At 37.1% G+C, this 26319-nt stretch carries 27 protein-coding genes and 1 CRISPR repeat array (1 of these 28 running past the window's edge); of the genes, 4 read left to right on the top strand and 23 right to left on the bottom strand.

Annotation, left to right across the window (positions count from 1 at the left end):
- Positions 1–3 precede the first annotated feature (3 nt).
- Positions 4–696, bottom strand: coding sequence for a 7-carboxy-7-deazaguanine synthase QueE (locus tag IC619_RS11910; RefSeq protein WP_191140242.1), 693 nt, complete (start codon positions 694–696; stop codon positions 4–6).
- Between the two features lie 162 nt (positions 697–858).
- A complete protein-coding gene (locus IC619_RS11905) occupies positions 859–1473 on the bottom strand; it encodes a TetR/AcrR family transcriptional regulator (RefSeq protein ID WP_191140243.1) in 615 nt (204 codons plus the stop codon).
- A 148-nt stretch (positions 1474–1621) separates the two neighbouring features.
- Here IC619_RS11905 and IC619_RS11900 point away from each other — a divergent pair, with 148 nt between their 5' ends.
- Entirely contained in the window at positions 1622–2596 is a 975-nt protein-coding gene (locus IC619_RS11900) for an NAD(P)-dependent alcohol dehydrogenase (RefSeq protein ID WP_191140244.1), read from the top strand.
- A 144-nt stretch (positions 2597–2740) separates the two neighbouring features.
- On the opposite strand, the gene IC619_RS11895 is transcribed toward IC619_RS11900, so the two are convergent.
- Genes IC619_RS11895 through IC619_RS11885 form a run of 3 tightly spaced genes read right to left on the bottom strand, consistent with a single transcriptional unit; the run spans position 2741 to position 3854 of the window.
- Positions 2741–3433, bottom strand: a complete 693-nt coding sequence (locus IC619_RS11895; protein WP_191140245.1) for a hypothetical protein — start codon at positions 3431–3433, stop codon at positions 2741–2743.
- Positions 3434–3435: 2 nt separating this feature from the next.
- Entirely contained in the window at positions 3436–3678 is a 243-nt protein-coding gene (locus tag IC619_RS11890; protein ID WP_191140246.1) for a hypothetical protein, read from the bottom strand.
- Positions 3679–3695: 17 nt separating this feature from the next.
- Entirely contained in the window at positions 3696–3854 is a 159-nt protein-coding gene (locus IC619_RS11885; protein WP_191140247.1) for a hypothetical protein, read from the bottom strand.
- 264 nt (positions 3855–4118) lie between these two features.
- On the opposite strand from IC619_RS11885, the gene IC619_RS11880 reads away from it, so the two are divergent.
- Positions 4119–5474 carry a helix-turn-helix domain-containing protein gene (locus IC619_RS11880; RefSeq protein WP_191140248.1) on the top strand — a complete coding sequence of 452 codons (1356 nt, stop codon included), beginning with the start codon at positions 4119–4121 and terminating at the stop codon, positions 5472–5474.
- A 426-nt stretch (positions 5475–5900) separates the two neighbouring features.
- Here the strand turns inward: IC619_RS11880 and IC619_RS11875 are convergent, their stop codons facing one another.
- The 11 genes from IC619_RS11875 to IC619_RS11825 form a co-directional block, all read right to left on the bottom strand.
- Entirely contained in the window at positions 5901–7640 is a 1740-nt protein-coding gene (locus tag IC619_RS11875; protein ID WP_191140249.1) for an ABC transporter ATP-binding protein, read from the bottom strand.
- A gap of 20 nt (positions 7641–7660) precedes the next feature.
- Positions 7661–7810, bottom strand: coding sequence for a PqqD family protein (locus IC619_RS17365; RefSeq protein WP_191140250.1), 150 nt, complete (start codon positions 7808–7810; stop codon positions 7661–7663).
- A 124-nt stretch (positions 7811–7934) separates the two neighbouring features.
- On the bottom strand, positions 7935–9368 hold the full coding sequence (locus IC619_RS11865) for a S8/S53 family peptidase (protein WP_191140251.1): 1434 nt from the start codon (positions 9366–9368) through the stop codon (positions 7935–7937).
- Between the two features lie 12 nt (positions 9369–9380).
- Positions 9381–11138, bottom strand: a complete 1758-nt coding sequence (locus IC619_RS11860) for an asparagine synthase-related protein (RefSeq protein WP_191140252.1) — start codon at positions 11136–11138, stop codon at positions 9381–9383.
- Complete coding sequence (locus IC619_RS11855; RefSeq protein WP_191140253.1) at positions 11135–11530, bottom strand: lasso peptide biosynthesis B2 protein; 396 nt, start codon at positions 11528–11530, stop codon at positions 11135–11137. The genes IC619_RS11860 and IC619_RS11855 overlap by 4 nt, the downstream gene beginning before the upstream one ends.
- Positions 11531–11550: 20 nt before the next feature.
- Positions 11551–12468 (bottom strand): phosphoenolpyruvate carboxykinase (ATP), encoded by a 918-nt coding sequence (locus tag IC619_RS11850; RefSeq protein WP_191140254.1) that lies wholly within the window; start codon positions 12466–12468, stop codon positions 11551–11553.
- Positions 12469–12541: 73 nt separating this feature from the next.
- Entirely contained in the window at positions 12542–12691 is a 150-nt protein-coding gene (locus tag IC619_RS11845) for a hypothetical protein (RefSeq protein ID WP_191140255.1), read from the bottom strand.
- Between the two features lie 40 nt (positions 12692–12731).
- Entirely contained in the window at positions 12732–12980 is a 249-nt protein-coding gene (locus IC619_RS11840; protein WP_249669852.1) for a PqqD family protein, read from the bottom strand.
- 740 nt (positions 12981–13720) lie between these two features.
- The gene (locus tag IC619_RS11835) at positions 13721–14338 is read right to left on the bottom strand and encodes a nucleoside/nucleotide kinase family protein (protein WP_191140257.1); all 618 of its coding nucleotides are present in this window, start codon (positions 14336–14338) and stop codon (positions 13721–13723) included.
- Between the two features lie 24 nt (positions 14339–14362).
- On the bottom strand, positions 14363–15142 hold the full coding sequence (locus IC619_RS11830) for a hypothetical protein (protein ID WP_191140258.1): 780 nt from the start codon (positions 15140–15142) through the stop codon (positions 14363–14365).
- A complete protein-coding gene (locus tag IC619_RS11825; RefSeq protein WP_191140259.1) occupies positions 15142–15363 on the bottom strand; it encodes a hypothetical protein in 222 nt (73 codons plus the stop codon). The genes IC619_RS11830 and IC619_RS11825 overlap by 1 nt, the downstream gene beginning before the upstream one ends.
- Before the next feature lie 248 nt (positions 15364–15611).
- On the opposite strand from IC619_RS11825, the gene IC619_RS11820 reads away from it, so the two are divergent.
- Positions 15612–16322, top strand: a complete 711-nt coding sequence (locus IC619_RS11820) for a creatininase family protein (protein ID WP_191140260.1) — start codon at positions 15612–15614, stop codon at positions 16320–16322.
- Positions 16312–17025 carry a GntR family transcriptional regulator gene (locus tag IC619_RS11815; RefSeq protein WP_191140261.1) on the top strand — a complete coding sequence of 238 codons (714 nt, stop codon included), beginning with the start codon at positions 16312–16314 and terminating at the stop codon, positions 17023–17025. Before IC619_RS11820 ends, IC619_RS11815 begins: the two co-directional genes overlap by 11 nt.
- Positions 17026–17827: 802 nt before the next feature.
- On the opposite strand, the gene IC619_RS11810 is transcribed toward IC619_RS11815, so the two are convergent.
- The 7 genes from IC619_RS11810 to IC619_RS11780 form a co-directional block, all read right to left on the bottom strand.
- Positions 17828–18496, bottom strand: coding sequence for a hypothetical protein (locus IC619_RS11810; protein WP_191140262.1), 669 nt, complete (start codon positions 18494–18496; stop codon positions 17828–17830).
- On the bottom strand, positions 18497–19138 hold the full coding sequence (locus tag IC619_RS11805; RefSeq protein ID WP_191140263.1) for a hypothetical protein: 642 nt from the start codon (positions 19136–19138) through the stop codon (positions 18497–18499).
- Positions 19139–19438: 300 nt separating this feature from the next.
- Positions 19439–20857 (bottom strand): S8 family serine peptidase, encoded by a 1419-nt coding sequence (locus IC619_RS11800; protein WP_191140264.1) that lies wholly within the window; start codon positions 20855–20857, stop codon positions 19439–19441.
- 44 nt (positions 20858–20901) lie between these two features.
- Positions 20902–21129, bottom strand: coding sequence for a hypothetical protein (locus IC619_RS11795; RefSeq protein ID WP_191140265.1), 228 nt, complete (start codon positions 21127–21129; stop codon positions 20902–20904).
- Positions 21130–21223: 94 nt separating this feature from the next.
- The gene (locus tag IC619_RS11790) at positions 21224–21595 is read right to left on the bottom strand and encodes a helix-turn-helix domain-containing protein (protein ID WP_191140266.1); all 372 of its coding nucleotides are present in this window, start codon (positions 21593–21595) and stop codon (positions 21224–21226) included.
- Complete coding sequence (locus IC619_RS11785) at positions 21592–22089, bottom strand: hypothetical protein (protein ID WP_191140267.1); 498 nt, start codon at positions 22087–22089, stop codon at positions 21592–21594. The genes IC619_RS11790 and IC619_RS11785 overlap by 4 nt, the downstream gene beginning before the upstream one ends.
- 66 nt (positions 22090–22155) lie before the next feature.
- On the bottom strand, positions 22156–23274 hold the full coding sequence (locus tag IC619_RS11780; RefSeq protein WP_191140268.1) for a tyrosine-type recombinase/integrase: 1119 nt from the start codon (positions 23272–23274) through the stop codon (positions 22156–22158).
- Between the two features lie 134 nt (positions 23275–23408).
- Positions 23409–26319: direct repeats of the CRISPR family, unit length 37 nt; unit sequence GTTTCAATCCTCTTAATGAGGTGCTATGCGTTATCAC; it runs 368 nt beyond the window's last position.

The raw sequence follows: 26319 nt of genomic DNA, 5'->3' as shown, positions 1-26319 counted from the left end.
TTTTTACACACCTCTTTGGTCTGGATCCCAAATCACCTTGTGAATTTGTAGATTTAACTTTACATCCATCAGCTGATGCTCAAGTAAGCGTTCGACTAACTTAGCTGGTGGCATCGTTTCCCAGACCGGACTAAAGAGCGGGGTCCCTTTTTGAATATATTGTGCAACAATTTGTTTGGCAAACAGAAAATCTGCATCGTCTGCTATCACAAATTTAATCTCATCTTGAGCTTGTAGTATATCAAAGTTTTCATGGATCATCTTGTCATTCTCGCCACTAGCCGGCAATTTATAGTCAATGACAAAGCGAACCTTTTGCGCGATATCATCATATTGCTCACGCATTTCCTGAAATGGCTTCAGATGAATCGCTCCATTGGTCTCGATATGAATATCTTTTACATAAGGAATAGCTGCCAAAGCTTCGATCAGTTTCGCTGACTTTTCTCCATGAATAAGCGGCTCCCCACCAGTCAGGCAAATATAACGACTGGGATACTGCTTTACCTGCTCTACAATTTCCGGAATCGTCGCCAGGTATTCTGGCTTCGCAGGCGCATAACTATAAGGTGTATCACACCACGTACAGCGCAAGTTACAGTTGAACACCCGTACGAAAGTAGTCGGATACCCAGCATTCGTCCCTTCCCCTTCTACGGTTTGAAACACTTCAACCATCGGTATCTTTTCGGACATGATTTCACCTCATTTCTAACACGAACTCATCTATATTAAAGTAGTCGCTGTCATCACTCGCTATAACTAACCTTATGATTTTAACAAAAAACACCCTTCAAATGAAGAAGGATGTAGAAATTTCTCTATTGGGTGTCTCGTTATGACCTAATTGGTTACTGCTTAACCAGAAACGGGAGATTTTTCAAAACGACATAAAAAGGTTTTGATTAATTCATCTTTGAAAGATACGGGTGGCTTCTCTGTTTGGCAAAGAATGGGCCAAGTGAGACCGCCTTCGATCATGGAATAAAAGATGAGGGCCGCTAAATTGGGATCCGTTGCTTCAATTCGTTCATCTTCAATCGCGGCTTCTATCCAAGTCACAAAATGGGTATGAGAAGAACCATATTTCGCTCTTGCTTCCAGCGCAACATGAGGATCTTGCATAAATTGTGTGATCAGTACCTGACTTATTGCCAGTCGACTAGAGTCGGTACTCAGATACAATTCAGCATCAACAAACCTCACAAGCTGTTCGGTTAGTGATTGATCCGAATCGTATTTGATCGCTCTTAAAACACTCTGTTCCGATAGAAATCTTTCAAAAACCGCTTGAAACAGTTCTCCTTTGCTAGCGAAATGATTATAAACCGTTCGTTTAGTCGTTCCTGCGTGATGAGCAATTCGATCCATCGATGCTTTTTCATATCCTTCTATTTCAAATGCTTTAATTGCTCCATCCATAATTTCTTCACGCTTTTTGGATTTATCCGTTGTTTTTTTCTCTTCACGCATAGCATCAGCTCACTTTTCTTTATTTTAATATACTATACAGTATAGTGTAAATATATTGAACATTTTTATACTACACTGTATAGTATACATTAGAGCAGGTTAAGTTCAAGTCTCCAAAACATTATGTCATTCATAAAGGGAGAACGCTATGAAAGCTATTGTGTATACGAAATACGGTTCACCCGATGTTTTGCAGTTAAAAGATGTGGAACAACCGATTCCAAATGAAGAAGAAGTACTGGTGCAAGTGTATGTCGCTTCTGCCAATCCACTTGATTGGCACAAGATGAGAGCTGACCCTTTTATTACGCGTCTAGGAAACGGGCTTTTCAAACCAAAAAACACACGACCAGGTGCAGATATAGCAGGACGTGTGATCGCAGTAGGAAAAAACGTCACACAGTTTAAACCAGGGGATGGCGTGTTTGGAGATATATGTGAGGTAGGATCGGGAGGATTTGCTGAATATGTGACTGTGCCTGAGCATGCATTAGTTTTAAAACCAAGCAACTTGTCTTTTATAGAATCAGCAGCCGTTCCCGTCGCTGCCTTGACTGCCTTACAAGGACTTCGTCATGAAGGACAAATTCAAGCTGGACAAAAAGTCTTGGTGAATGGAGCATCTGGTGGGGTAGGCACGTTCGCTGTACAAATTGCAAAAGCATTTGGAGCAGAGGTGACGGGGGTGTGTAGTACGCAAAACCTAGAGCTTGTAAGCTCAATTGGCGCTAAACATGTCATTGATTATACAAAGGAGGATTTTACTCGAACAGGCGTGCAATATGATTTGATCTACGATGCAGTTGGAAATCGTTCCGTATTAGACTTAGCAAGGTCATTGCGACCTCATGGAATTTGTACAGTAGTTGGCATTACAAATCTGTTTCTGGCCTTTCAAGTCATGTGGATGGGAAAATGGATTTCACGAACAAGTCATAAGAAAATAGGCATGATGATGGCGAGTATGAACAAAGAAGACCTTCAATTTATAAAAGAGCTTGTTGAAGCTGGCAAAGTTACCCCTGTGATTGATAAACGTTATCCCTTAAGTCAAACTGCAGATGCCATTCGCTATCTTGAAACGGGGCGCGCGCGCGGAAAGGTAGTCATAACTATGGTTTAGACGCGTTGAATCAGGTGGAGACGTTACTCCACCTGATTCATTTTAAGATGAGGAGAGCAAATACTCGTTTGTAAAAACATGCGTAATCAAAAAAATGAAATAGGTGGCAATTTTCATGCCTATATGTACAGCTTACGGCATCCACTACTCTTTTGAGGTCTTCTTTTTTTTCCAATTCTTCTTGATCCCCAAGCGCTTGTACATCAATCGGATACTGCTTTTACTATGCGCTAATTGGTGCACTAGCTCATCCATGGTATAAGTCTTTGCCAACTCCGTCAGGTATTGGCGTAACTGGAGGTCACTCATGCCTAAGCGACTCTTGATATGTACTTCGATTCGCTTGGCACCTGCTGATCGTGAGGGGATCTTGTACTTCAGCAGGTAATAGCGGACTAATGTATGTGAGCAATCCAGGATATCCGCACATTCGATAATCGTCTTGTTTTTCAGTACATATAGCTCGTACAACCGCGATTCCGTTAGGAGCCGATTATATCGCTGCTTCGTCTCAATCCCATATCGCTTATACACCATCTGGGCAGAAGCAGATGAGCACTTAAATCGCTTTGCGAGCTGCGCATAAGTAAGCATTTGAAAAAAGCGTAGATGCAGCAGGTATTCTTTGAACTGGGTATCATCCATGTGCAGTTCTGCTTTGAGCCGCTCTTCTACCCTCACTCGCCCCCCTTTTTTCTTTTGGATAGGAATTTGATTCAGTTCCAAATATTTTCTCACCTTACTGGGCTGGCAATACAACTTACTAGCACAAGCGCGTATACTTTGCTCTTCTACCACATACAGCTGATGCAATGCTTCTCTGCCGATCTCTAACACCTTTATTCACTCCTATTTTTATGGGTCATCCACTCTTTTATCATCTGAAATGTGCTTTTTTTCTGAAATAAACCTATACAATCCATTGTTTCTACTGGATACTGACATTCTTCTAATGTAATCGCATGCGCGCGTAGAAATGTATCCATTTTCGCTTGTTTAGTAATCTCCTTGTAATTCCCCGTCTTCAGATGACACACGACTAATTTCTGCTCGTACTGGTCATACCAAAACTTAATCTCCATGTGTAATCACCTCTTGTTTAAGCAAAAATATCATACACTTTCCCCGCAATGATATGCCTTCCTTCCTCAATCTCTACCACCATACATGCTAAGAAAGGGATGCTTACTTGCTCGTGATTGGGAAAGTATAGCGTCACCACAGGATAAACATCTGTAAACTCCACCTTTTCGGTCATCATACACCACCTCATTTCCTTAAATTTAGTAGTGATGTGCTCTTGAAGTCATTGTATGTTGCATCAATTAGATGTACAATATTTATATTTTTACGATAAATGGGCCTATTTCGGTGTTTTTCTATGCGATTTTGAATCCACTTACTCCTTTCTGGTGATATTTCATCTGAATCGAATGTTTTTCAGTGAAGTGGTCAAATTTACTCCAAAACAACATATGAAAATAATGAATATTTATTATATACTGTGATCGAGGTGATATTCATGTCGGCATTCGACCACTTAGATCGGGTGGAAATGGGAAAATACATTCGTGCGATCCGGGGAGAAAAAGGCTACAAGATTGGAAGCCTGATGGAGAAAGGACTATCTGCCGCTACCATCAGCAATATAGAACGAGGTGTCGTTACCGTTAGTCAAGCATCTATTGAAACCTACTGTCAGAAACTAAACATCGATATGGAGAAAATGTTTGAATCCATTCAAAAGATTGATACGGAGTTCGAACTCAAACAGGCTAAACTACGGGCAATTGAAAGCATCATTGTCCACGCCAAAAGTGGGGCCAAAAAAGGACTAAAAATGTTGGACGAGCTTTCCCTTTCCAAAACCGATCCCCTCTTTCCAACTGCACAATATATACGGGGCAAATGTCTCATCCGACTACAAAGCTGGTTCAAAGCCAAAACCGCATTGCAACAAGCCATCCGAGCCATTGGACTCAATCCGGATTGGAATTATTACAATATTGAATCATCTACGTATTACGAATTAGGAAGGTCCTATTTTTATGAAAATGAATATGAACAGGCACTAACTCAGATTGAAATGGGGACTAATGCCTTTGTTAAGAATGATGGAAGAGAGTTTACACAGTATAACCTGCCTATACTGAAGGTATTCTGTCTCGAAAAATTGGAACGTCATGGTGAGGCACTAAAAACACTTGTCGAAGTCTGGCAATACATGGACCAAATCGACGATATGCGACTTATTGTCAATATGTATGATAAGCGTGCGTCCTTACTAATTAAAATGAATTTACACAATGAAGCGATTGATTTTGTATTAGAAGGAATCGAAAAGGCCAGGCGGAACGAACTTACCGATCGTGCGTTTGAACTATGGATTTCAGCAGGTCAAATTTATGATTATCTTGGGCAGTATTCGGATGCCATGATTGCAATTAATTCCGCCCTAGAGATGAGGGAAGCGATTACAAATTCAAGCCTTTTAATCGATGCCTACACAGAATTAGGACGAATCAAACTTCGAAATGACCATATAAGTGAAGCGATCAAACAGCTTAAAGTAGCCGTTAAATATGGAAGTAGACGTAAAGATGAGACCCGCTTAATTCAAACGCATATCGCCCTAGCTGATTGCTATGTCTATAAATTGGATTTGGACAATGCACTCTCCCATTATCAAACTGCATTAGAAACAATAAAAACACGTAAGATGACCATTCAAGAGCGTGATTTAACCTGGAAAATATGCTATTGTATTGAGCAGATGGACCATACAGGGATACATAAGAAATACCTACAAAATATGCACAAGCACCTAGTATCCCTCATGCATGACTTGGAAGGGGGTGTAAAGATTGAAGAGAAATAATGTTCGCTTATTTGTAGGTGGTGATCCTCCAGAAACTTAAAGTCTATTATATCGCCAATGCTCCTACATTAATGTATGATTGTTAGTGTTTAATTGGTTTATACAATTTGAATAAATGAAGTGATTGTAAACTTAAAAGATACACATGCGCCTTGTAACCCTACTACACAACTCGGAAGGAGGTGTAAAGATTGAAGAGAAATAATGTTCGCTCATTTGTAGCTGGTGATCCCCCAGAAAGCTAGAATATAGTAAATCACCCATTTGTGTTCCATTCACGCAATAGAACTTTTCCATTAAGCAATTGTAACGTATGGAGCATATGGGTGATTATAATGCCTTTCCACACAATAGCCCCTCTTACACACCAAAAACCCCTCACAAAAAGTGAAGGGTGTCGACTCTCCTCAATATCTATCAACACACTTAGGGCGCTTCTTTTTCTCCAAATTGCTCATTGTAAAGCTGGCTGTATTCTCCACCACGCCTCATCAATTCTTGATGACTCCCGATATCATCGATTCTCCCATCTTTGACAACGATTATCCGATCAGCATCTTTTACTGTGGCAAGGCGGTGTGCAATGACCAGTATGGTTTTACCATGAAAAGTTTGCTTCAGTTGCTCTTGAAACAATGCTTCCGTTTTAGCATCTAATGCCGATGTCGGTTCATCCATTAGCAAAATCGTTGGGTCACGTAAAATGGCTCTAGCAATTCCTATTCGTTGTTTCTCTCCCCCTGATAACTTAACACCTTTCTCACCCAAAATCGTATCCAATCCATATGGTAATCGTGTCAAGAAATCAGATAATTGAGCAATTTGACAAGCATGTATCAATTCTTGATCAGTTACTTCCGGTTTCACATATCTTAAGTTATCACGGATCGATCGATTCCAGATAAAGGGTTCTTGGGTGACAATCGTTATTCCACACCGAATTTCTTGACTGGAATAGGATGACAGATCATTTCCATAAAGCAAAATTCGCCCGCTACTCGGTTCATAAAATCGAAGAATAAGTTCGAAAAGTGTAGATTTCCCACTTCCCGATTCCCCTACAATGCCGATGAACTCCCCTTTATCTATCGTGAAAGTAACACGACTTAACTGCCCCCGATTTTCCTCATATGCAAAGGATACATTCTGAAAAGAAAGCACTGGCTCATTGGTTTCTGCAAATATTAAATTTCCCGCTGTCCTATCTACCTCCATATCTAAAATATCCCTAACCAACTTTGTTTTCGGCCATGTCTCTACCGTTTTCAAATATGCAAACTGCATTTTCTCGATCATCGCATATAATTGTGGATGATAAACAATAAAGACCAGAAGTGACCCGATTGTTAATCTCCCCTCAAAAATCTGCCATGCTCCATAAGCAAATACTACTCCAAATCCTAGTGACTTAATCACATGCCCCATAATTTCAGCAAATTGACCTACTACAAATGTATGATTACGCTTTTTTCGATACTGTTTAATCCAAGCAGATTGGTAGGCTCTCTCCTGATCTTCTTGTTGAAAAAGCTGTGTTGATTTTAGACCACTAAAAAACTCGATGGCATAAGAAGACAGTTCGGTTTGCATTTTCATTACATCACTTGCTAATCCCTTTGCCTTCTTTCCAAGCATCAAGCTGGTAATCACCACAAACGGAAGAAAGAAGAGAGAGATGAGTGTAAGCTCGACATTTAAATAAAGCATAAATGAAATCATACCCACAACCATAATCGCTTGAAATATGAAAGGAATGACAATTTGTGTCATATACAAATCCCCGATTTCACCAGCAGCTCCTATTACTTGATTCATAACGCCAGAATTCAGATTATGATACTGGGCTGGTGACAATCGTAAAAACTTATCAAATAACTGTAATCGTACTGTATCCGTCACATGTGCACCAATTCGATGATTAATCCGGTTTCCCATCATGGCAAATAAACTAGCTACAATCGGAAGCAAAATCAAGGCAATCACAGCGCCTCCAAATACAAAAAAGTCTTGCCTTGGTATGACTTGGTCAACGATGTATTTCATGATAAGTGGTATCACCAGCTGAATCAGTACAGACACAAACATAGCTAGAATTGAAAAGAAAAGAATCCTCTTTTGCGTCAACATCAGTCCCATCAACTGCAAGCTCGATTGCTTTTTGCTCATTTTCACCCTCTTTTCGCATGTCATTTTGAAATTAACCCTGCCGATCGTAACTCATTGATAAACGGATTAATAATCTTCCTAATTTCAGCTTCAGTCATATCATAATTTTCAAGTATTTCTTTTATAATAGATGGTATGGTATGACCCGTTTTAAGTTTATTCCATATCACATTGAACACCCTTAAGATGTGCTTTAATGCTATCTATCTTGAAGATTCATTTATAATCACCTAGAGTTATTAGTATTCTGACTATGCCTCCGCTTTCATTTCCAGTTTATTTTGAAACATCCACTTACAAGTCCTTTGCTTCATTTAGAACGTAATCATTGTACCAATCTATAATAGAGGTAACCAGTGGATGAATTGACGCTGGGTCAGGTGTTATTTCCATTTCAGGAAAGCTTTGATAATGCTCCTTTAAGAAAAAACTAAAGCATATTAATAAATCAATCGAAGGGTTTACTTTGATTAATTTAATCCAGTTAGAAATTTCAGCCTTTACCGATGTCTTGAGTAACGCATAAGCCCAAACTTCTCTCACTCCAAATTGGCTCGACTCCTTAAATGTATAGCTCCAAAATAATTCTCTTTCAATCCCATTTTCAGGTGCTTCCAATCCCGTAATTGCGACTTTTTTAACCTCGTGTGAATCATCGTCTACATACTCCCATATCTCATCTCTAGACAGTCTCGCTCTTTGAATTAAGACAGTTAGAGCTAGGGCTCTTTTTATAGCAGACTTAGAATCTATATCCACAAAAGGATCAGTGACCTTAATTAATGTATCCGTCAGCAGACGACCATCAGAAGCTTTAAATCCTTTTCTTAATAACTTTAAGGTCTTTGATCCATTAACAATGGGAGCCTCAAACTTATTGTCAATGACTCCAGCTTGCATAAATGCTGAACGGATATCATTTGGAGATAATCCTGCTGTAGTAGAAAAATAGTAAGCACTCAGTCCCGCTATCAATGTTGCTGAACCGCATGTGCCACCAAAATAGTCTAGTTTTTTTTGACCTAATAAACTTGGCAATGGCAAATATGTATATGGAGCGAGTAAATCAGGTCTATAATAGCCTTCTGAGTTCATCCCAAATGGGACAGAGGAATGTTGCTCATAGTTCTCAACTTGATGCAAACCATGGTCATTGAAACCTGAGATTGTAAAATATTCAATAGGGTGGAGATTGTTATGAGCTTTGGAATTCCCTCCAGCACTTACGATTAAAATGTCTTTAGTTAAGGCGGGAGCTAACGCTTGAAAGTGTGGATGGTCTGCGTTTGGTGACATCCAGCCTTCTGCTTCTGGAACTCTCAAGTTTAATAAAACTCTGATGTTCCAATCTTGATCAAGTATCCACTCTAAACCTAACTTCGTTTTTTCTGGTTCTGATGATGTAGGTAGAAAAATAAATGTAGATGCAGATGCAAGTCCTACGTAATACTTCTCATTAAGGTCAAATGGCTTATGGCTCAAGAGATTTAATATCATTAAACCATGCTTTTTGTGTTCTTTTAAATTGGTTTTAAAAGGTTCTTCAGTTACGTTAGAGCATGTTATTGAAAAGTCATGTGCTACTCTTACTCGCTTAACTCTGTTTTCTAAGTGACTAATAGAAGGATGAGAAACAATATTATCTAAAATAACAATGCCAATATTTTTCCCTGATTCCGCATTCGGCGCTTCAACCAAGCCTACTCTTTCCCAATTAGAATCAATCATTTCCTCACCACCTTAACCGTTTTGTCTGAACCAAAGCTCTAGCCCGAAAAACTTAATCAATAAAGCAAAATCATTGTTGAAGCCATATTTGAATTTATCTACTGATTCTTTTATTTTGTCTTTCTTAACCCAACCTAACTTAACCGAGCGAGAATCTTCTATAAGCTCATCAATAAGTCGAGCCTCCAAAGAGAATCCCTTGCGAAATACCTCTGTAAAAGTATTTTTATCAGGATTAGTCAATATTTTGTTTGGCACCACTCCTGTCACTGCTTCTCTAATACACATTTTTTTCTGACTCATTCTTAATTTGTTTTCAGCAGGTAAAGTATACATAAATTCAATTAATCTTTGATCTCTGAAAGGATGGACATATCTCAATGAGGAGTCTACGCAAATATTATTGTTTATCCATGTGCAAGGATTTATCAAGATGAATCTTTCGAAAACTTCCTTAAGATACACGCTATCTATGCTAGAATCTCTAATTTTTAGTCTTTCTTCTTCTACTTCAAGATACGTTATTTCCCTCATATCTCCGTCTACCCAATCAGCTGTTTCATACCAGTTCATATGAAAACCAGTATTTCTCCAAGTTTGCTCATTTGAGCTAGCTTCTATTTTATTTCTAATTTTCACAGGCAGTATGGCAGGTAAAACATGCATTTTAAAGATTTTCCAAAATGGTTGCTGTTTTTTTGTAGCTATTTCGTTTAGCTCATTAAATAGCTCCATAAATTTCCTTTGAAATAATAGGTCTCGCAGATAATGAGTTCCACCATAGAACAGTTCATCCCCACCTTCTCCTGATACCAACACCGTATTACCGTGATCATAAGCTACAGACTGTAAATAAGTATACATAGAATGATTTAGAGCTAAAAAGCTAGGCTCATCCATACTATGATAATTATTTTTAACATCTTTAAATGACCAAAATTTTGATAAATCTATATATGTAGGTATAATTCCTGTGCTTTGATATATTTGATCAACTTTATCTTTATTACACTTCCCACCAATAGTTTGATCAAATATATAGCTATAGCCAAAGATTTTAGAACTTTTTAATCTATTTTTATTAAGCAAACATGAAATGCTTGAAGAATCTAGACCACCACTTATCTCACATCCTATATCTCTATGCCGAGCAACTATATCACCCACAATTGTTGACAAAATTTCTGAGAAAACATGTATATTTTCTTCAATATTTGTGTTGCAATAAGTTGACTCTACTGGAAGTGACCAGAATTTATGTGTGGTTAGATCACTATTGTTGAATTTTGTAAGTTTGTGGGCGGGCATTAAACGTTTTATTCCTTTATACGGAGTGTGTTCAGTCTCAGTTAGTTCTGTATTAAAGTATAATCGAAAATAATTGTCATTCAAGCTACTTTTAATATACGATAAATCTTCTAATTTATTGGATATGACTAAACCTTTTTGATACGAGAAGAAATAAAAAACAGGGTTAGCCGTCAGCGATCTAAATATATCTAATTTATTATTAATACAGTCATAAATAAGAAAGGAAAGTGGGGTTTTTATTGTATTTAAAATTTTTTGGTCAAAACAGTTGTGATCTTGAATATATTTAGTCAGTAACTTATGACTACTGTTATCATCTTCAAAAATAACAAGAGTGAAGTTTTGAATACTCACCTTTTTACAATCTGCAGTCAATATTAATTTATCGTCGACTGCTATATTCGTGTATTTTTTTGACAATAGGTGATTATCTCTTATTAAAAAATAAGCAATTGTCATTTAGAATTCTCCTTATTTATTTGAATGAATACCTTAAATCTATTTCTAAGTTCACTTTCATCTAACTCTTTAATCTCTGTTTCTATCCATGCGTGACTAAGAAAAGGTTTTTGCTTAACGCCAACTTGAAACTGAACCCGATAACCATATTGATTTAAAAGACTGTATAAAGCCAATGATCTTTCTAGGCATTCTATATTATAGAAGTGATATTTGCATGCTAGCGTAAAAGACCTAATGAGCTTTTTCTCATATATATACTTTCTTTTATTTTTCAATATTGAATCTATCTTTATCTGTTTTAGCACCATTGGAAATCCTTTTTTTCTAAGCTTTCTATAGTAAGAAAACAAATACCAATAGCTTTGAAAAAAGATAAATATCTTCGTCAATTTATTCACTCCTTTTAACTTCATGTTAATAATGACTGTACAAGGGAAAACACATCCTCAGGAGAAGTGTTTTCATGTCGAGTCACTTTCACAAAACTTGATCTTCTAGATAGTTCGGAAAAAACTTTTATATTTTCGCTTTCCATGACATCACTGAATACATTTTGTAATAGTTTTTTATTGTAGGCATTATAAATGAGACTAGTCATTTTGCCGAAATTATCTAACTCCTCATATATAAGTTCTTTACTATCATTAACTTCAATGAAAAACAAAAAATTGGGAAAGTATTTTTTGTTATAACTACTATGATTAAAATTCACTCTAAGTTTATCTACCTCATTAAAAAACACTGCATTAGCTGGGATATATGATGAATCAGGGTAAAGTCTTAAACTAGAAGTACCAAAATTTACTTCACAACTATCTGGGCCAATTGCTATAATATCATCAGTAATTACTTTCCCTCCGTGATGAAATGCCAAAGAAGCAAGGGTCGATTTCCCAGCACCCGAATCACCAATAAAACATACCGTTTTGCCTTTATACTGAATAGCACTCCCGTGAATTTGTGTATATCCTCTTGTATAAAGCAAAAATGACACTACCCTTGAAAAAAAGACACAATAAAATTCACCGTCTAGTTCTCCATAAAAATTTATTGTATTACTTCTTATATCGATAATAAAATGATAGTGAGTTAGCCAACTTAGGTAAAAAACCTTTTCATCAATTTGAAACAATACTTCAAAAGGTATTGGTTCATTCATAATAAATTTCTCATAAATCTTTTTTAATTTACTTTGTATCTCTATTTTCAAATTATTACCTGAGTGAACCAACTCGAAGTCATAACTGTCTATGTAACATCTATTTAGATGCTCATCAAAATTAATTTCTGTTTTTATTTTCATCCCGTATAATATATAATTTTTCATAGCGCCTCCTATATTGATGACTGTTTTAGGTCATGATGAACATGATCTAAAACAGTCATTTATCATTAATTGATTAGTCACTCCGGAATCTTCTAGACATGTGATCGCTACCCCAACCATCAACACCACCGTAAGTAATCTCAACGATGTTACCTAATTGGATAAGCTTAGGAGCAACATACTCCTTTTTCTCTACCTCATCGCTACGAATTTTCTGATCCATTAACTCACCTCCTTTCAAAATCTAAAAAGTTTAAAATTCATTATCTTAACTTAATCAAACTGTTTAGCAATAATTGATCAATAAACTCTTTAACATCTTGTTCTAGTGTAATTCCAGGATGATATCCTTGTCTGATGTTCCCAATAATCACTTGAAGAGAATCTTCATTAATAATGCCTTTCCAAATCACTCCTCCTATGCCTTCAATACCGTAACATGTCCCATTTTCCTCATTGTAAATAAAAAGTCCATTTTCAACCTCATGACTTTTGACGTAGGAAAAAATCATATAATTCACTTGCTACACCTCTTCTTTAAATTGGTTGAATCGTTATTTTTAATAAATGAAAAACTATAATTTATGATTTAATATGAATTTTACATTTAGTAGTACAGAGCAACTTCTATTTACTGCCATTGTATGATCAGTAGTTAAATTACACAATATTTATATTTTTACGATAATAGTGCTGTTTCTTGTGTTTTTTCACGTGAATTTTAAGCAATTCGTCTATGTCCAGTGATATATCATTCGGGGATTGTGAACTTCAGTAAAATAGACAGAAACTATCGAAATACATATACCAAAATAAATAAATTTTGGTATAAAACCTAATGATTTGTGCTAAAACATGACGATATGTTAGCTTTCATATCTTTCCAACTAAAAGCCATTTCAAAATACCGCAGGCACATAATTATGCAAGCACACAAAAAGCCGCGATATAACCGAGCACAATGTTCATATCGAACGATAAGACGTCCAAAGTTGTCCATCCAAGCAAAGCAACGCTCTACCTTGAATAGCTGCTTATAAATGAGTTTAAAGTTAGCAGGTCAAGCGTGTTGATTTGCATGATTTATCCATTTTAGCGTCGTGTATTTTGGATAATCAACACCACCGTTAGCAGGTTACTTGCCACGCTTCTTTTTTTGACTTTTTCACATAGAAATCCGAAAAAGAATCCCCTTTTTCTCAGGAACTTCTGAAAGAATACCGCTCTCAATTCTTCTAATATACCCATGACTCTATTCATCAAAATACTCCGTGAATAATTTGTTCACTTCATCTTTTAAAGAAGTGAAATCCGAATCATTTTTCAATATAATCACATTGCAGTTCATAAAATCTAAGCACTCTAAGAAGGTTTGATAAAGATCGGCAAGAATCTCTGGTCTTTCCCATTTATGAATGGCATTTGGATTCCGATTTAATATTCTCTGGTATGCTTGCAAAGGATCCGTCTTGATAAAAATCAAGTAATCAGGGAAAACCAACCCAGAATTTTTATATGCTTCAAATGTATCTACTGGTGAAATGCCGTACAGTTGCTGATGGTAAACAAGATCACTCAAAATATATCGATCTGAGATAACAGAACGATAGGATAAATGAGGGCAAATCATTTCTCTGTAGAGTAATTCTTTATCTCTTACATACGCTCTTGTTATTATATCTTTGGGATAATTGATTCCATCATATTTAGCCGATACTATCACTTGAGTAGACAATGCATCTCTCCACAATTGAGGAATTACAGTAAGTGGTCCCTTCCCTTTTTCTGAAAACAAACGATATAATTGTTGTTTTACGCTCGTTTTACCCGAGCCATCGATTCCTTCAAGTGCAATGAAATAGTTACTCATACAATATCCTCACTTTCGTATATTTTATGTTTGCCCTGCTCCTTTTCCAGTCCTATACTTATCAAATCTTTTGTTTGAAGGAAGATAAAGTTGAATGAGGTCATCCATATTCATGTGATCAATCACGCTTAAAATATCCGGGATTAGGTGTTCCACTTCTTGCAATCGTTTACTTTCTTGATTATAGATAGAATCTGGTTCCATTTGTATTCTATTGTACAAATCTAAAAGAATAGATGATGTAAATATGCTGATCACTAGATCTTGGATACTAATTAAGTCAGTAGACCAAAGAGATCGATAAGCTATTTCATTAAAATCGAGTTCATAGCTATCCCAACATACTTTAGCAAAATGCCTTGCTGCTTCAGAAAGAATTTGAATAGCTCCCGTCTTTTCATTAAGATCTGAGGAGAAACGGATACCGAAGTGTATAGGCTCTGGTTGAAAACCATCAAAATAAACGACACCTGAAGCAAGTTCTGGAATGAAAAATAAACCAGACACTGAAATGATTTCGAGAGCGGATTGAAACGTTTTTATATGAAAGTCACTTTGGTTTCCACAAATAGACCATACTTTACCTTTAAACTGAAAACTTCCGCGTATCTCTTCGCTATCATTCTTAAAACGGTTTGCATACGCATTAATTGTCTCGTAAATTGGGTTTCGATCCAGCGTGTATTCACTGAGATTAATTTCTTTATTTAAGCTTTGTAATATAAAAGGATAGGCATGTAAAAAATATCTTTGAACCGTTAACCCATCTATTAAATTTAGCCATCCATGTTCTAATGTTAGCATCATTTTTCCACCTTACATAGAAATTGGAAGAAGAAAAGCGTTCCTTCCCGTTTAAATAATATCTCCCCAGTAAATTTCATTTTCCTTACTCCCTGACTTATTAATTCAGTTAATCGCTGGTTATTTCTCGGCCAAAGGTCAATAACAGGGATATCATCAACCGGAATCCAAGAAACATCAATTTGTAAACGGTGAATTACTTTCTCTAGTGCTGGTGACATGTACATTCCCCTTCCAAAAGATAAAATGAGTTTAAATTAGATGCTTTAAGTTGTATTAAAAATAACTACTAGATCAGAAATTACTAAATCAAGTAAATGAAGTAGTGTAGTATCAATTATCACAATCTATATTTATATTATTCAGTCTATACTTATATAAGATCTTTTTAATACCTAATATTCACTTTTTTCTAAAATTATTGTACACTTTATTTGAATCTAGATTGAAGAAAGAAGGAATTCATACAATGAACCCTTACTCCACTTGGAACGATTTACAGCATATCGATCTTGCTTTATTTCCTATCGGCTCCTTAGAACAACATGGTTATCACCTACCTATTAACACTGACAGTCTAATTGCTGAAGCCATTGCAAATCAGTTAGCAAAAGCTTTAACTCATCGTTCATTTGTGGTACCAAATCTTCCTTTCTCATCATCTTTTGAACACGTTCATTTCCCCGGTTCCATTTCGCTACGTTCCGAAACCATCATCCATGTTGTAAAAGATGTCATCCATTCATTGGAACGGATGGGTGTTAAGAAATGTGTAATTGTGAATGGACATGGTGGGAATATGCTACTCGGGAATATCGCGCAAGAAATGAATGTTAATTTTCCCAAGCTACTGATTACACCTAGTCGGAAACATTGGGATCGCGCTTATGAAAAAGCAAATCTATCTACAACCATCTCTCGGGATATGCATGCCGGAGAAGGTGAAACTTCTATTTTGTTATCCCTCTTACAAGAAGGAATTATAAAAACGGATCACTTTCAAGATGTAGATTCGCCGCGTAGAGACTTATTTCAGGTATTAGGCATAAAACCGTATTCAGAAACCGGGACAATCGGATTCCCTACCCAAGCGAATGCTGAAAAAGGGAGAGCACTTCTGAACGCATTAACTGACGAAATCCAGCTTACTGTAGAGGAGTTTTTGAATATTGGCTCGTAAAAAGTGGTTAGATATATATCATATTCTTAGGGATCGTATTATAGATGAGATATACCCACCTGATGGGGACTTCCCCACAAATTTACAACTGATGAAAGAGTTCGAAGTTCATTCTGCTACGATTCAAAATGCTGTGAATGCTCTAATAAGGGATGGTCTAATATTTTCATCTGGATCAAATCCAAATCGAAGGAAGGTTCGTCCAATTCCTTATCGTTCCAATAGAAGAGGAGACTTTCTAGAAGAACACGGTGATCTAGGAAAAGAGGAATTATTCGATATTAAAATATTATATGAGGAAGAAGATTTGCCTAAGGGTATTTTAGATGAATTAGCACCGCCTGTTCTTTATTATCATACTAAGCAATATAGGAATGACATTTTAATAGCAGTAACAAGATCATATATTCCTAGCGTTGTGCCATTAAAAGAATTGAGAGAAATGTTAAAACAACCCCATGCAATGATCTATGACTGTTTGAAATTACTAGGAATTGATCCTGTTGATTGCCAAGAAAATTTAATAACTTCTTTAGCTACCCAATCAGAGATGCGAGACTTAAATCTACCCGTTCAATCAAGCGTCCCTATTGTTCGGGTTGTAAGAAGAGTGTTTGAATCTGATGGTCGACTGGTTCAAGTCTGTTATATGGTAGACCGTGCAGATTGTTATGAGTTTGAGTATCGATTTCCACTATTTTAATTTTAGTTAGTAGAAAAATTTATATTTTATAATCATCCGAATGTATATCGATTCACACAATTATTATAGTACAAAAAATCTGTTTCCCCATTCTTAATTGCTTAAAGCTAAGCCAAAGCACGTCTTATGTGAGCCAAACCACCTAATGGTCACTTTGATATAGTCTTTGGCATAGCTTTATGGTGATGCAAAGAAATCCCAACATAAGTTATCTTAATAATAAATATTTTTTAATAATAATCCACAAGAGACATCCACTTGTCCAATTCTGCTATTGTCGATGTGCTGAGCAACATGTATGCCCAGTACTCTCTGACACCCAATTCGCTCGACTCTTGGTATACGCGTTCCCAATATTTTCTCCTATCATTATCGTTAACGGGCTGGCTCAGTCCTCGAATGGCTACCTTTTTTAATATGGATGACTCATCATCTGTATAATGGATTAAAAATGGGATAATTGGAAGGGGGACGTGGGGTAAGCTGTTTTAAAAAAGCTAATGATCGTCTAGTTTTTGATTAGACGATCATTAGCTTAGTAAGCGTCATCTCTTAATTAAATTTGCATCTATATTAAGTTGTCGTATAGAAAACAACCAAGCTCCTATGAGAAATAATAAAAAATACATCAGATGTATGCACAAGGCAAAAGCAAAAGAAGTGTCTTCAACTATATACGAACTCATGTCAATTAATGTATAGCTGTGTAAATTGTAGAATACAAAAAAATATTTGTCTATAGCACCTGCTGTCAAATCTCTAGAAAAAGCAAGAATCATGAAAATAATAAATAACGAAAACATTATAGCACAATATTTTTACTAGTTTCATTGAATATACGCGAAGCAAACACTCCAAACATACAAATCACGGCAATTTGTATAAAATAGAAAAATCTAGTTATTAATACATAATTAATAAATGACATAATTTCAATATGATCGTTTCTAATAGCTAGAACTGGTTGAAAAAAACTTTTAAAATCAAGAGAAATAAATCCGATTATAAGAGAAAAAACAAGCTCAGATAACATTAAAATCAAAGCAAAAAGCATTCCAATAAGAAAGTGGTTAAGGAGTGATTTTTTTATTTGACTTCTTTTGTTTAAAGCATTTTGTCCAACATCCACACATACAACAAAAAGTAAGACAAGAAACCAAATAAGAAACTGATGGTGTTCAATTAATTTGAAGTTAACTGTATATGTATGAATATCATCTATATTTTCATACTCGTATTCAGAAATCTTAATCTTATTTAGAATTACTTGGTATTCAGTATATGCATAGTTGCTTTTTTGATTTAATTCTGTCTTGAAATAATCAACTTGATCCTTCACATAAAGTTTGCCTGCATCTCCTGTTAGATCAAGATGTACAAAATGATTAACCATAAACAAATAAGCAAACAATATACATACCAATATAATAGTAATCGGCCTTTTCATATTTTTATGAAAGTAATATATCACTTATAGATTACTCCTCTTTTTATTCAACTGATCTTTTCGTAACCCCTTAATAATGTCTACTTCTCCCAAGTGGTAACCAGCTTCCACTCCAATGAGATCATCCGCATCACAATTTTTAAATCCATCTACAGATATGAAGCAAGTCGCAGTAGTTTTAGAAGTTCCAAAATATAGATACACTCCATCAATTTGTTTTGTTAATTCTATATCAAATCCTAATTCATTACCTGCTGCTCCAACCATCATATTACCTAGGATTGAACGAGGACTTTTCGCAGCATCATCTTTGTATATTTTATTATAAACATCTAATTCTAAACCTTCTAGGTCCTTTCGTAACTTATAGTTCCAGTCAACACTCGATTTTAATTTATTAAAGGCTACTCTCTTTGTTCTTAGAGACCTAGTGTTTCTCGATCTAAGATAATGTCTATTATAACCAATAACTGCGGCCCCATCTATGGATATTTGCTTCCCTCGATTATATCGTCCATTGTGTGAAGAGTATTTTTTATTTCCTGTCATTCTCCCTTTACCCGTTATAGGATTTTCAACATATCTTTCTTCCTCATACCCAGCTACATACTCGCCAATTGGATCAATCGTATTAACCGGATTACCATAAACATACCCATTTTTCAAAATTTTATCTTCGCAATAACTTCGCCATTCTCAGAATGGCATATTTGCTAAAATCTGAAATAGTACATAAACCGTGAATTTACGACTTTTATCATGGCAAGTTTAGTAATATCTCTGACTTCACCTTCTGTTAATACAGCTTGCAAGATATTCGTGAATGTAGTAACTCACCTCAAAAGATCATACTTTTCAAATTAAATAGTATGAATAATCAGCATTTTTGCTCTAATAACTTCACACCTTTCTCACCCAAAATCGTATTCAATTCCGCGGAAAAATCATACCATTCCACACGCCTGACTACTTTTCCTTATATTGTTTATACCACTCCAGTACGGGTTTAATGGTAGCATCCATGATAGTAGGATCAGGGTCAGACGAGATGTCCATCTCTGGGGCTTCTGGATTATGTTCTCGTAAATATAAGTTAATACATATCCAAATATCCGTTGATCGATAATCCACAAGAGACATCCACTTGTCCAATTCTGCTATTATCGATGTGCTGAGCAACATGTATGCCCAGTACTCTCTGACACCCAATTCGCTCGACTCTTGGTATACGCGTTCCCAATATTTTTCCCTTTCGTCATCGTTAACGGGCTGGCTCAGTCCTCGAATGGCTACCTTTTTTACCATGGGTGACTCATCGTCTGTATGATTCCATATTTCAGCTCGGGTTAACTTGTCCGTTTTAATTAATGAAGTGAGAGCAAGTGCTCTTTCCAATGGATTAGGAGATAAGAGAGACTGGTTTTCATCAATTACTTTTACAAGTGGTTCTACAGACGGAGGCGTATCATTCCGGTAACCAGCCTTTATTGCTTCAATCGCCTTTGCTCCATTTATGATAGGAGCGGGTAAATCTGTGATTTCATCCCCTGTTTTCACCAACACGTTGCGAACATCATTTGAGGTGAGATCAGGAAACATGGACATCAGATAAGCGCTTAAACCCGTAACTAATGTAGCCCCTCCACAAGTCCCATCAAAGTAATCTAACCCTGCACCAGATAAATGAGGTAAGGGGATATAGGTGTAAGGGGCAAGTATATCGGGACGGAAGTATCCATCGCCATTTAATCCGTGTGACGCTGATGGGTGTTGCTCATACTGGGTCGAATCGTACATGCCTTTATCATTAAAGCCACCAATCACCCAAAATTGATTGGAATGTAGATTATTATTGGCTTTAGAGTTGCCTCCTGCTGTAACGATTAACAAGCCTGAATCCATTGCAGGAGATAATGCTTCCACGTAGGGATCATCAGCTGTTGGAAATACAAATCCCCTTTCCAATTGTCCTTTAAGATTCAATACGATTTTAGCATTCCAATCTTGATCCAATATCCATTCTAGACCCGCCTTGATGCGACTGGGTTTTGATGTTGGAAGAAAAATAAAATCTGCCGAACGGGCTAAACCTGTATATCGTTCGTCTAGGTATGCAAACGGTTCATGCGCTAAGAGATTAAGTGTCATCACACCATGCGCTGTAGTATGTTGGTTCACCTTATCTGTTAATGGTTCATCAAACACCTCGTCACAAGTGATGCTCAAATCTTTATTAACTTCAACTTGCTTTACTCTACCTTTTAAATGACCTAATGAGACATGAGGTATAATATCATCTAAAATAATGATACTGATCCCCAAGCCCGACGCTTCAGGAAGTGGCTCCGCTAGTCCAATCCTTTTCCAAGTAGGCTCCACCTTCATGAAAGAAATCAACTCCCAGTAATATATTTAATAACCATGATGCCTCAGCCAAAGTTCGAGAGCAAGTCGGCCTCATTATTCAGACCAAATTTAAAGCGGTTTATCGAATTAGTGATAATCTCCTTATTAATCCATCCAAACTTAGCCATTCGAGAGGTTTTTACTAATTCATTTACATAGCCTGCTTCTTTGTAATACCCCTTGCGAATAATCTCACCAAACCGACTTTTATCTGGTTTCAATAATATCTCTTTTGGAATGGTATCTCGCATCCTTCGCTTCTAAACCCTGAAAATATAAAACAAGGGATAAAGGATACCCCTTAAAAAAGAGTTGAGGCTGACTTTTGATAGTCAGCCTCATTTCTCAAGCAAATGATCCAGAGCGAATATGCAAATCCCCACCATCTATTTCTTCAATATCTTTAAAAGACAATTCAATTCCTACATACCCTAAAGCTTTTAAAATCTTGTCGTATGTTTCCGCTTTAGTTCCAGGTGAACTGCTTTCAATCCGAGAGATCGTTGACTGCTGCATCGGTTCTCCCAACTTGCTAACTTCTTCAGCCAACTTTCCTTGCGTCCAGCCTAATTCCATCCGCCTTTTTATAATTTGACGAGACATCCGAACTGCAAAGCTTTCTTTATGCTCTTTAACTACTGGAATCTCTTCAAGCATCGTCATCACGTCTTTATGCTTTACTTTGCTCGCTTTATACATACTCTTGACTCCTTTCATTCTAAAAATGCCTCCCTATCTTCTAGAAATTGATTGTATATATGAAGTGCTTCAGCAATGAGTTTTTCAAATTGTGCTGGTGAACGTTCTTGTTTAACCATACCATTAACAAGAAAGATGTATTGTGTACCATCTTGGTTATAGGTGAAAAATAAGACTCTGAATCCATACCCCATTCTCTTTCGTGCTCCAATCTCACGCCATTCGTTTACTCTCATTTCGAATAGTGGATAGGCGTGATTCAAACGTTTTACTAATGGATCAACTCGAACAGTCCACCCTTGTTCCGATTCGATCATCCAATCATAGCTGAAATCTGCTTTCCAATCTGGAATCCCTTTGAGTTCTAAAGTATCAAAACCATCCCATACATGCTTAGAAAGTTCTGCAAATAGTGGATCACGCTTAGCTTTGATTCCAATATCTTTTAGTAAATCATAAACAGGTATTGAACCATCTGGGTATTCAACATAAATGATTTCTACTCTACTCATATTATATCGCATGTAGAGCATAAATTATACATGCAATTTATGCTTCACAAAACATATTCCCCTCCTCTATAATTCCTCCACATAACCAGCTGCCACCTCTTCAGGCGGATTGGTATAAAGCTTTATGTACCGATCTGACCGATGGCCAAGCCGTCGTTCTAACTCATACGGATCTACTGCTCCCTTTTGTTTTGCCAGCTCTTGTGCCAGTTGGACCGCAAACGTATGTCTCAAGTCATGCGGTTTTAACGGCGAAATGTGCTTTTCCGTATCGTTTGTTTCTCCGTCATGCCATTTCCCCACTTTCAAACATACATCATTCAAGGAATCCTTAGACATACGGCCATCAGTTTTCCGAGCAGATAAACTACTTGCTGTTAGAAAAAGTGCTGTCGCTTCCTCTGACGCATCCCTCACTCTCTCTTTCTCAATGTAATCCGCAAGGGCTTGTCTAGCATCATAAGACAAATACACCTCTCGTTCTGTCTTTCCCTTCTCAAGCACACGAGTTAAGCATGCCTTTCTTGCAGATCGCAATTGATTTGCGTCATTTGGTTGCAACTGGTTCAAATCCAATCCGACCAACTCAGCACGTCTTAATCCTGTTGAAAGGAGTGTAAAAATAATCGCGCGGTCCCGCCACGGTCTCCCGTTTTTCTTTACTTGTCGTTCTTGACCTGGACGATTGGCTTTTCTTCCTTTAAGCCAGTAATACGATTCCAACCGATCACACAAACTTTTAAGTGACGTAATTTGCTCCTGAGACAATGCACGCACTTTAAGCGGTGGTAATTCTAGCTCACCAATCCCTTTTGCTGGATCATTGCCATAAAACAGATCTGGCTGCTGGCGATGGACCCAGCTCGTAAAACCAGACACAGAAGCAAGATGGTTATTTACCGTCGATCTCGCCAATCCTTCATCAAGTAGCTTTTTCTGCCAATCCACCAAATCACGTTTAATCAATTTGCTAATCTGATCATGGCCATACCGATTTTCATAAAACGCAATGAACCGTTTGAGGTGTAGCGCAATTTTTTTGAGGGAATCCTCACCTCGGATTCCTTCCACAGCCAAGGTCAAATATTCCTCTCCCCACTCAGTAAGTGAGTCATCTAGGTGTGAAAAACGCTCTTTTTTCTTCCGTGGAGTGAACTGTTTGAGATAATGCCCCATGTAATCCATTCTGTTCCCCCTTAACCTAACTGTTTACTCGACAGAAGGGACATTCTGGGGAGTGATAGTTAAACCTACTATATCTGAATCTTAGAACAAGATCTACATCTAAACAAAAAGTAACTTTCTAATTTCATCTGGGGAGTTCGATCCCCTTACTGAGGTGCTATGCGTTATCACATACTACAAGGGATTGCTAAACGAAATCGCAAGGCAGTTTCAATCCTCTTAATGAGGTGCTATGCGTTATCACCGCTTGGACAATCTTGTTACCCATGAAGCAGAACTGGGTTTCAATCCTCTTAATGAGGTGCTATGCGTTATCACCAAAACTCGTGCCAACATTGATTTATCCATGACTTTGTTTCAATCCTCTTAATGAGGTGCTATGCGTTATCACTTCGTCCCTGATGCTTACGGCGTTCATGGATTTAGTTTCAATCCTCTTAATGAGGTGCTATGCGTTATCACGTAAGGCATAGCGAATTGTTCCAATTACATGGTAATGTTTCAATCCTCTTAATGAGGTGCTATGCGTTATCACCTTGAAGATTTTTAGTTAGTTCCTGCCCAGAAACTTTAGGTTTCAATCCTCTTAATGAGGTGCTATGCGTTATCACCGCTCATATATATAAGCGCATGGAAATTGATTTTGGAGTTTCAATCCTCTTAATGAGGTGCTATGCGTTATCACTTCGACACAGAAAATCCGATCCCTATTAACTCAGTTTCAATCCTCTTAATGAGGTGCTATGCGTTATCACAAAGAAGAAGAAATTGAAAAAGGTTACTACTTTCTGTTTCAATCCTCTTAATGAGGTGCTATGCGTTATCACGTAAATAGAATGTCTTTATCCTTTGTTGGTATATGGTTTCAATCCTCTTAATGAGGTGCTATGCGTTATCACTTGAAACTGATGACTTTATCACTAACCATCTCCATACCGTTTCAATCCTCTTAATGAGGTGCTATGCGTTATCACGAAAAAGTTTTTGGAAGTTACAAACGGTTTATCGAAAGTTTCAATCCTCTTAATGAGTTGCTATGCGTTATCACAACCGATTTTTGCGTTCATGTCTTGCATTTCAGATCGGTTTCAATCCTCTTAATGAGGTGCTATGCGTTATCACGCACATTTCGTCCTTCTCCGTGTCGATAATCTCGAGTTTCAATCCTCTTAATGAGGTGCTATGCGTTATCACATAAGACGAACTATTACATTGATTGTAAAACATTGAGCGGTTTCAATCCTCTTAATGAGGTGCTATGCGTTATCACTTTCATCTTTAGCTTGCTTCTTTCTACTCTTCTTTCGTTTCAATCCTCTTAATGAGGTGCTATGCGTTATCACACAATGGTAATCCCTAAGAATATTGACGTAACTACCGTTTCAATCCTCTTAATGAGGTGCTATGCGTTATCACTTAGGACGTCCAAACCTATAGGGTTTGACGTCAGTTCGAGCGTTTCAATCCTCTTAATGAGGTGCTATGCGTTATCACCGAGTAATTGAATTTGGAGCTAAAGCAAAAGAAAAGGCAACGTTTCAATCCTCTTAATGAGGTGCTATGCGTTATCACGCTATTATGGAATAAAGGAGAGATAACGATGGATGAGTTTCAATCCTCTTAATGAGGTGCTATGCGTTATCACCTTTTTTTATCTTTGGAATTGAAAAACTGTAGAAAGACAGTTTCAATCCTCTTAATGAGGTGCTATGCGTTATCACTACCTGCTTCCCCGTACCATCAAAGCCGTCATTCAGTTTCAATCCTCTTAATGAGGTGCTATGCGTTATCACTTACGCATCAATTGGGAATGAAGAAATGGAAATTGTTTCAATCCTCTTAATGAGGTGCTATGCGTTATCACCACTTCGGTTGATTAAATAGTTCCCCATACATCATATCGTTTCAATCCTCTTAATGAGGTACTATGCGTTATCACTTATCACAGAATACTACAGAGACTTCTACAGAGATTACTAATAGGTTTCAATCCTCTTAATGAGGTGCTATGCGTTATCACTAATCATAGAGAGCGCATTATAAAGGATGGCAACTCGTTTCAATCCTCTTAATGAGGTGCTATGCGTTATCACACGAAAAAATAGGGTGTTTTTAGTTAGTGTGCTAGGTAGTTTCAATCCTCTTAATGAGGTGCTATGCGTTATCACACCATCTAAGGTTGAGAGCAAGATTTTTTGCATTTGTTTCAATCCTCTTAATGAGGTGCTATGCGTTATCACTTCTGGTGGCTTGAATATTTTATTTGATAATCGTCGTTTCAATCCTCTTAATGAGGTGCTATGCGTTATCACCTCAATATAAATGTCCCATGAATCGCGTAAATTGGTTTCAATCCTCTTAATGAGGTGCTATGCGTTATCACCAAGCTCATCAAGCATTAGTGTAGTAGGACGCTTTAGTTTCAATCCTCTTAATGAGGTGCTATGCGTTATCACAAAAACTCATTATGAATCCCGGAAAAAAGCTAGCAGGTTTCAATCCTCTTAATGAGGTGCTATGCGTTATCACTTTTGTCGCCTCAAAGGATTCGCTTCTCCACACGTCTGTTTCAATCCTCTTAATGAGGTGCTATGCGTTATCACAGTTAAGTCAAGGGAATAGCATAAAAAAAAGTGCCGTTTCAATCCTCTTAATGAGGTGCTATGCGTTATCACGACGAATTACTACATTGATTGTAAAACACTTTCAGGTTTCAATCCTCTTAATGAGGTGCTATGCGTTATCACTTTTGCATCCCAACCAGTTAAAGTGATGAGTTGCTGTTTCAATCCTCTTAATGAGGTGCTATGCGTTATCACTAGATACAGACGTCCAAGAGTCAATTAAAAGGCTGAATAGTTTCAATCCTCTTAATGAGGTGCTATGCGTTATCACTTTAACAAACTTAACTGAGGGTTCAGCACTGGCGATGTTTCAATCCTCTTAATGAGGTGCTATGCGTTATCACCAAATGAGCTGTCGCAATCAGAAAGCCCATGCAGAGTTTCAATCCTCTTAATGAGGTGCTATGCGTTATCACAGTAA

Origin of the sequence: Polycladospora coralii (assembly GCF_014773435.2) — a bacterium.
GTDB lineage: Bacteria > Bacillota > Bacilli > Thermoactinomycetales > Thermoactinomycetaceae > Polycladospora > Polycladospora coralii.
Note: the sequence above shows the minus strand (reverse complement) of the source record. Positions and strands in the feature narration are given on the sequence as shown.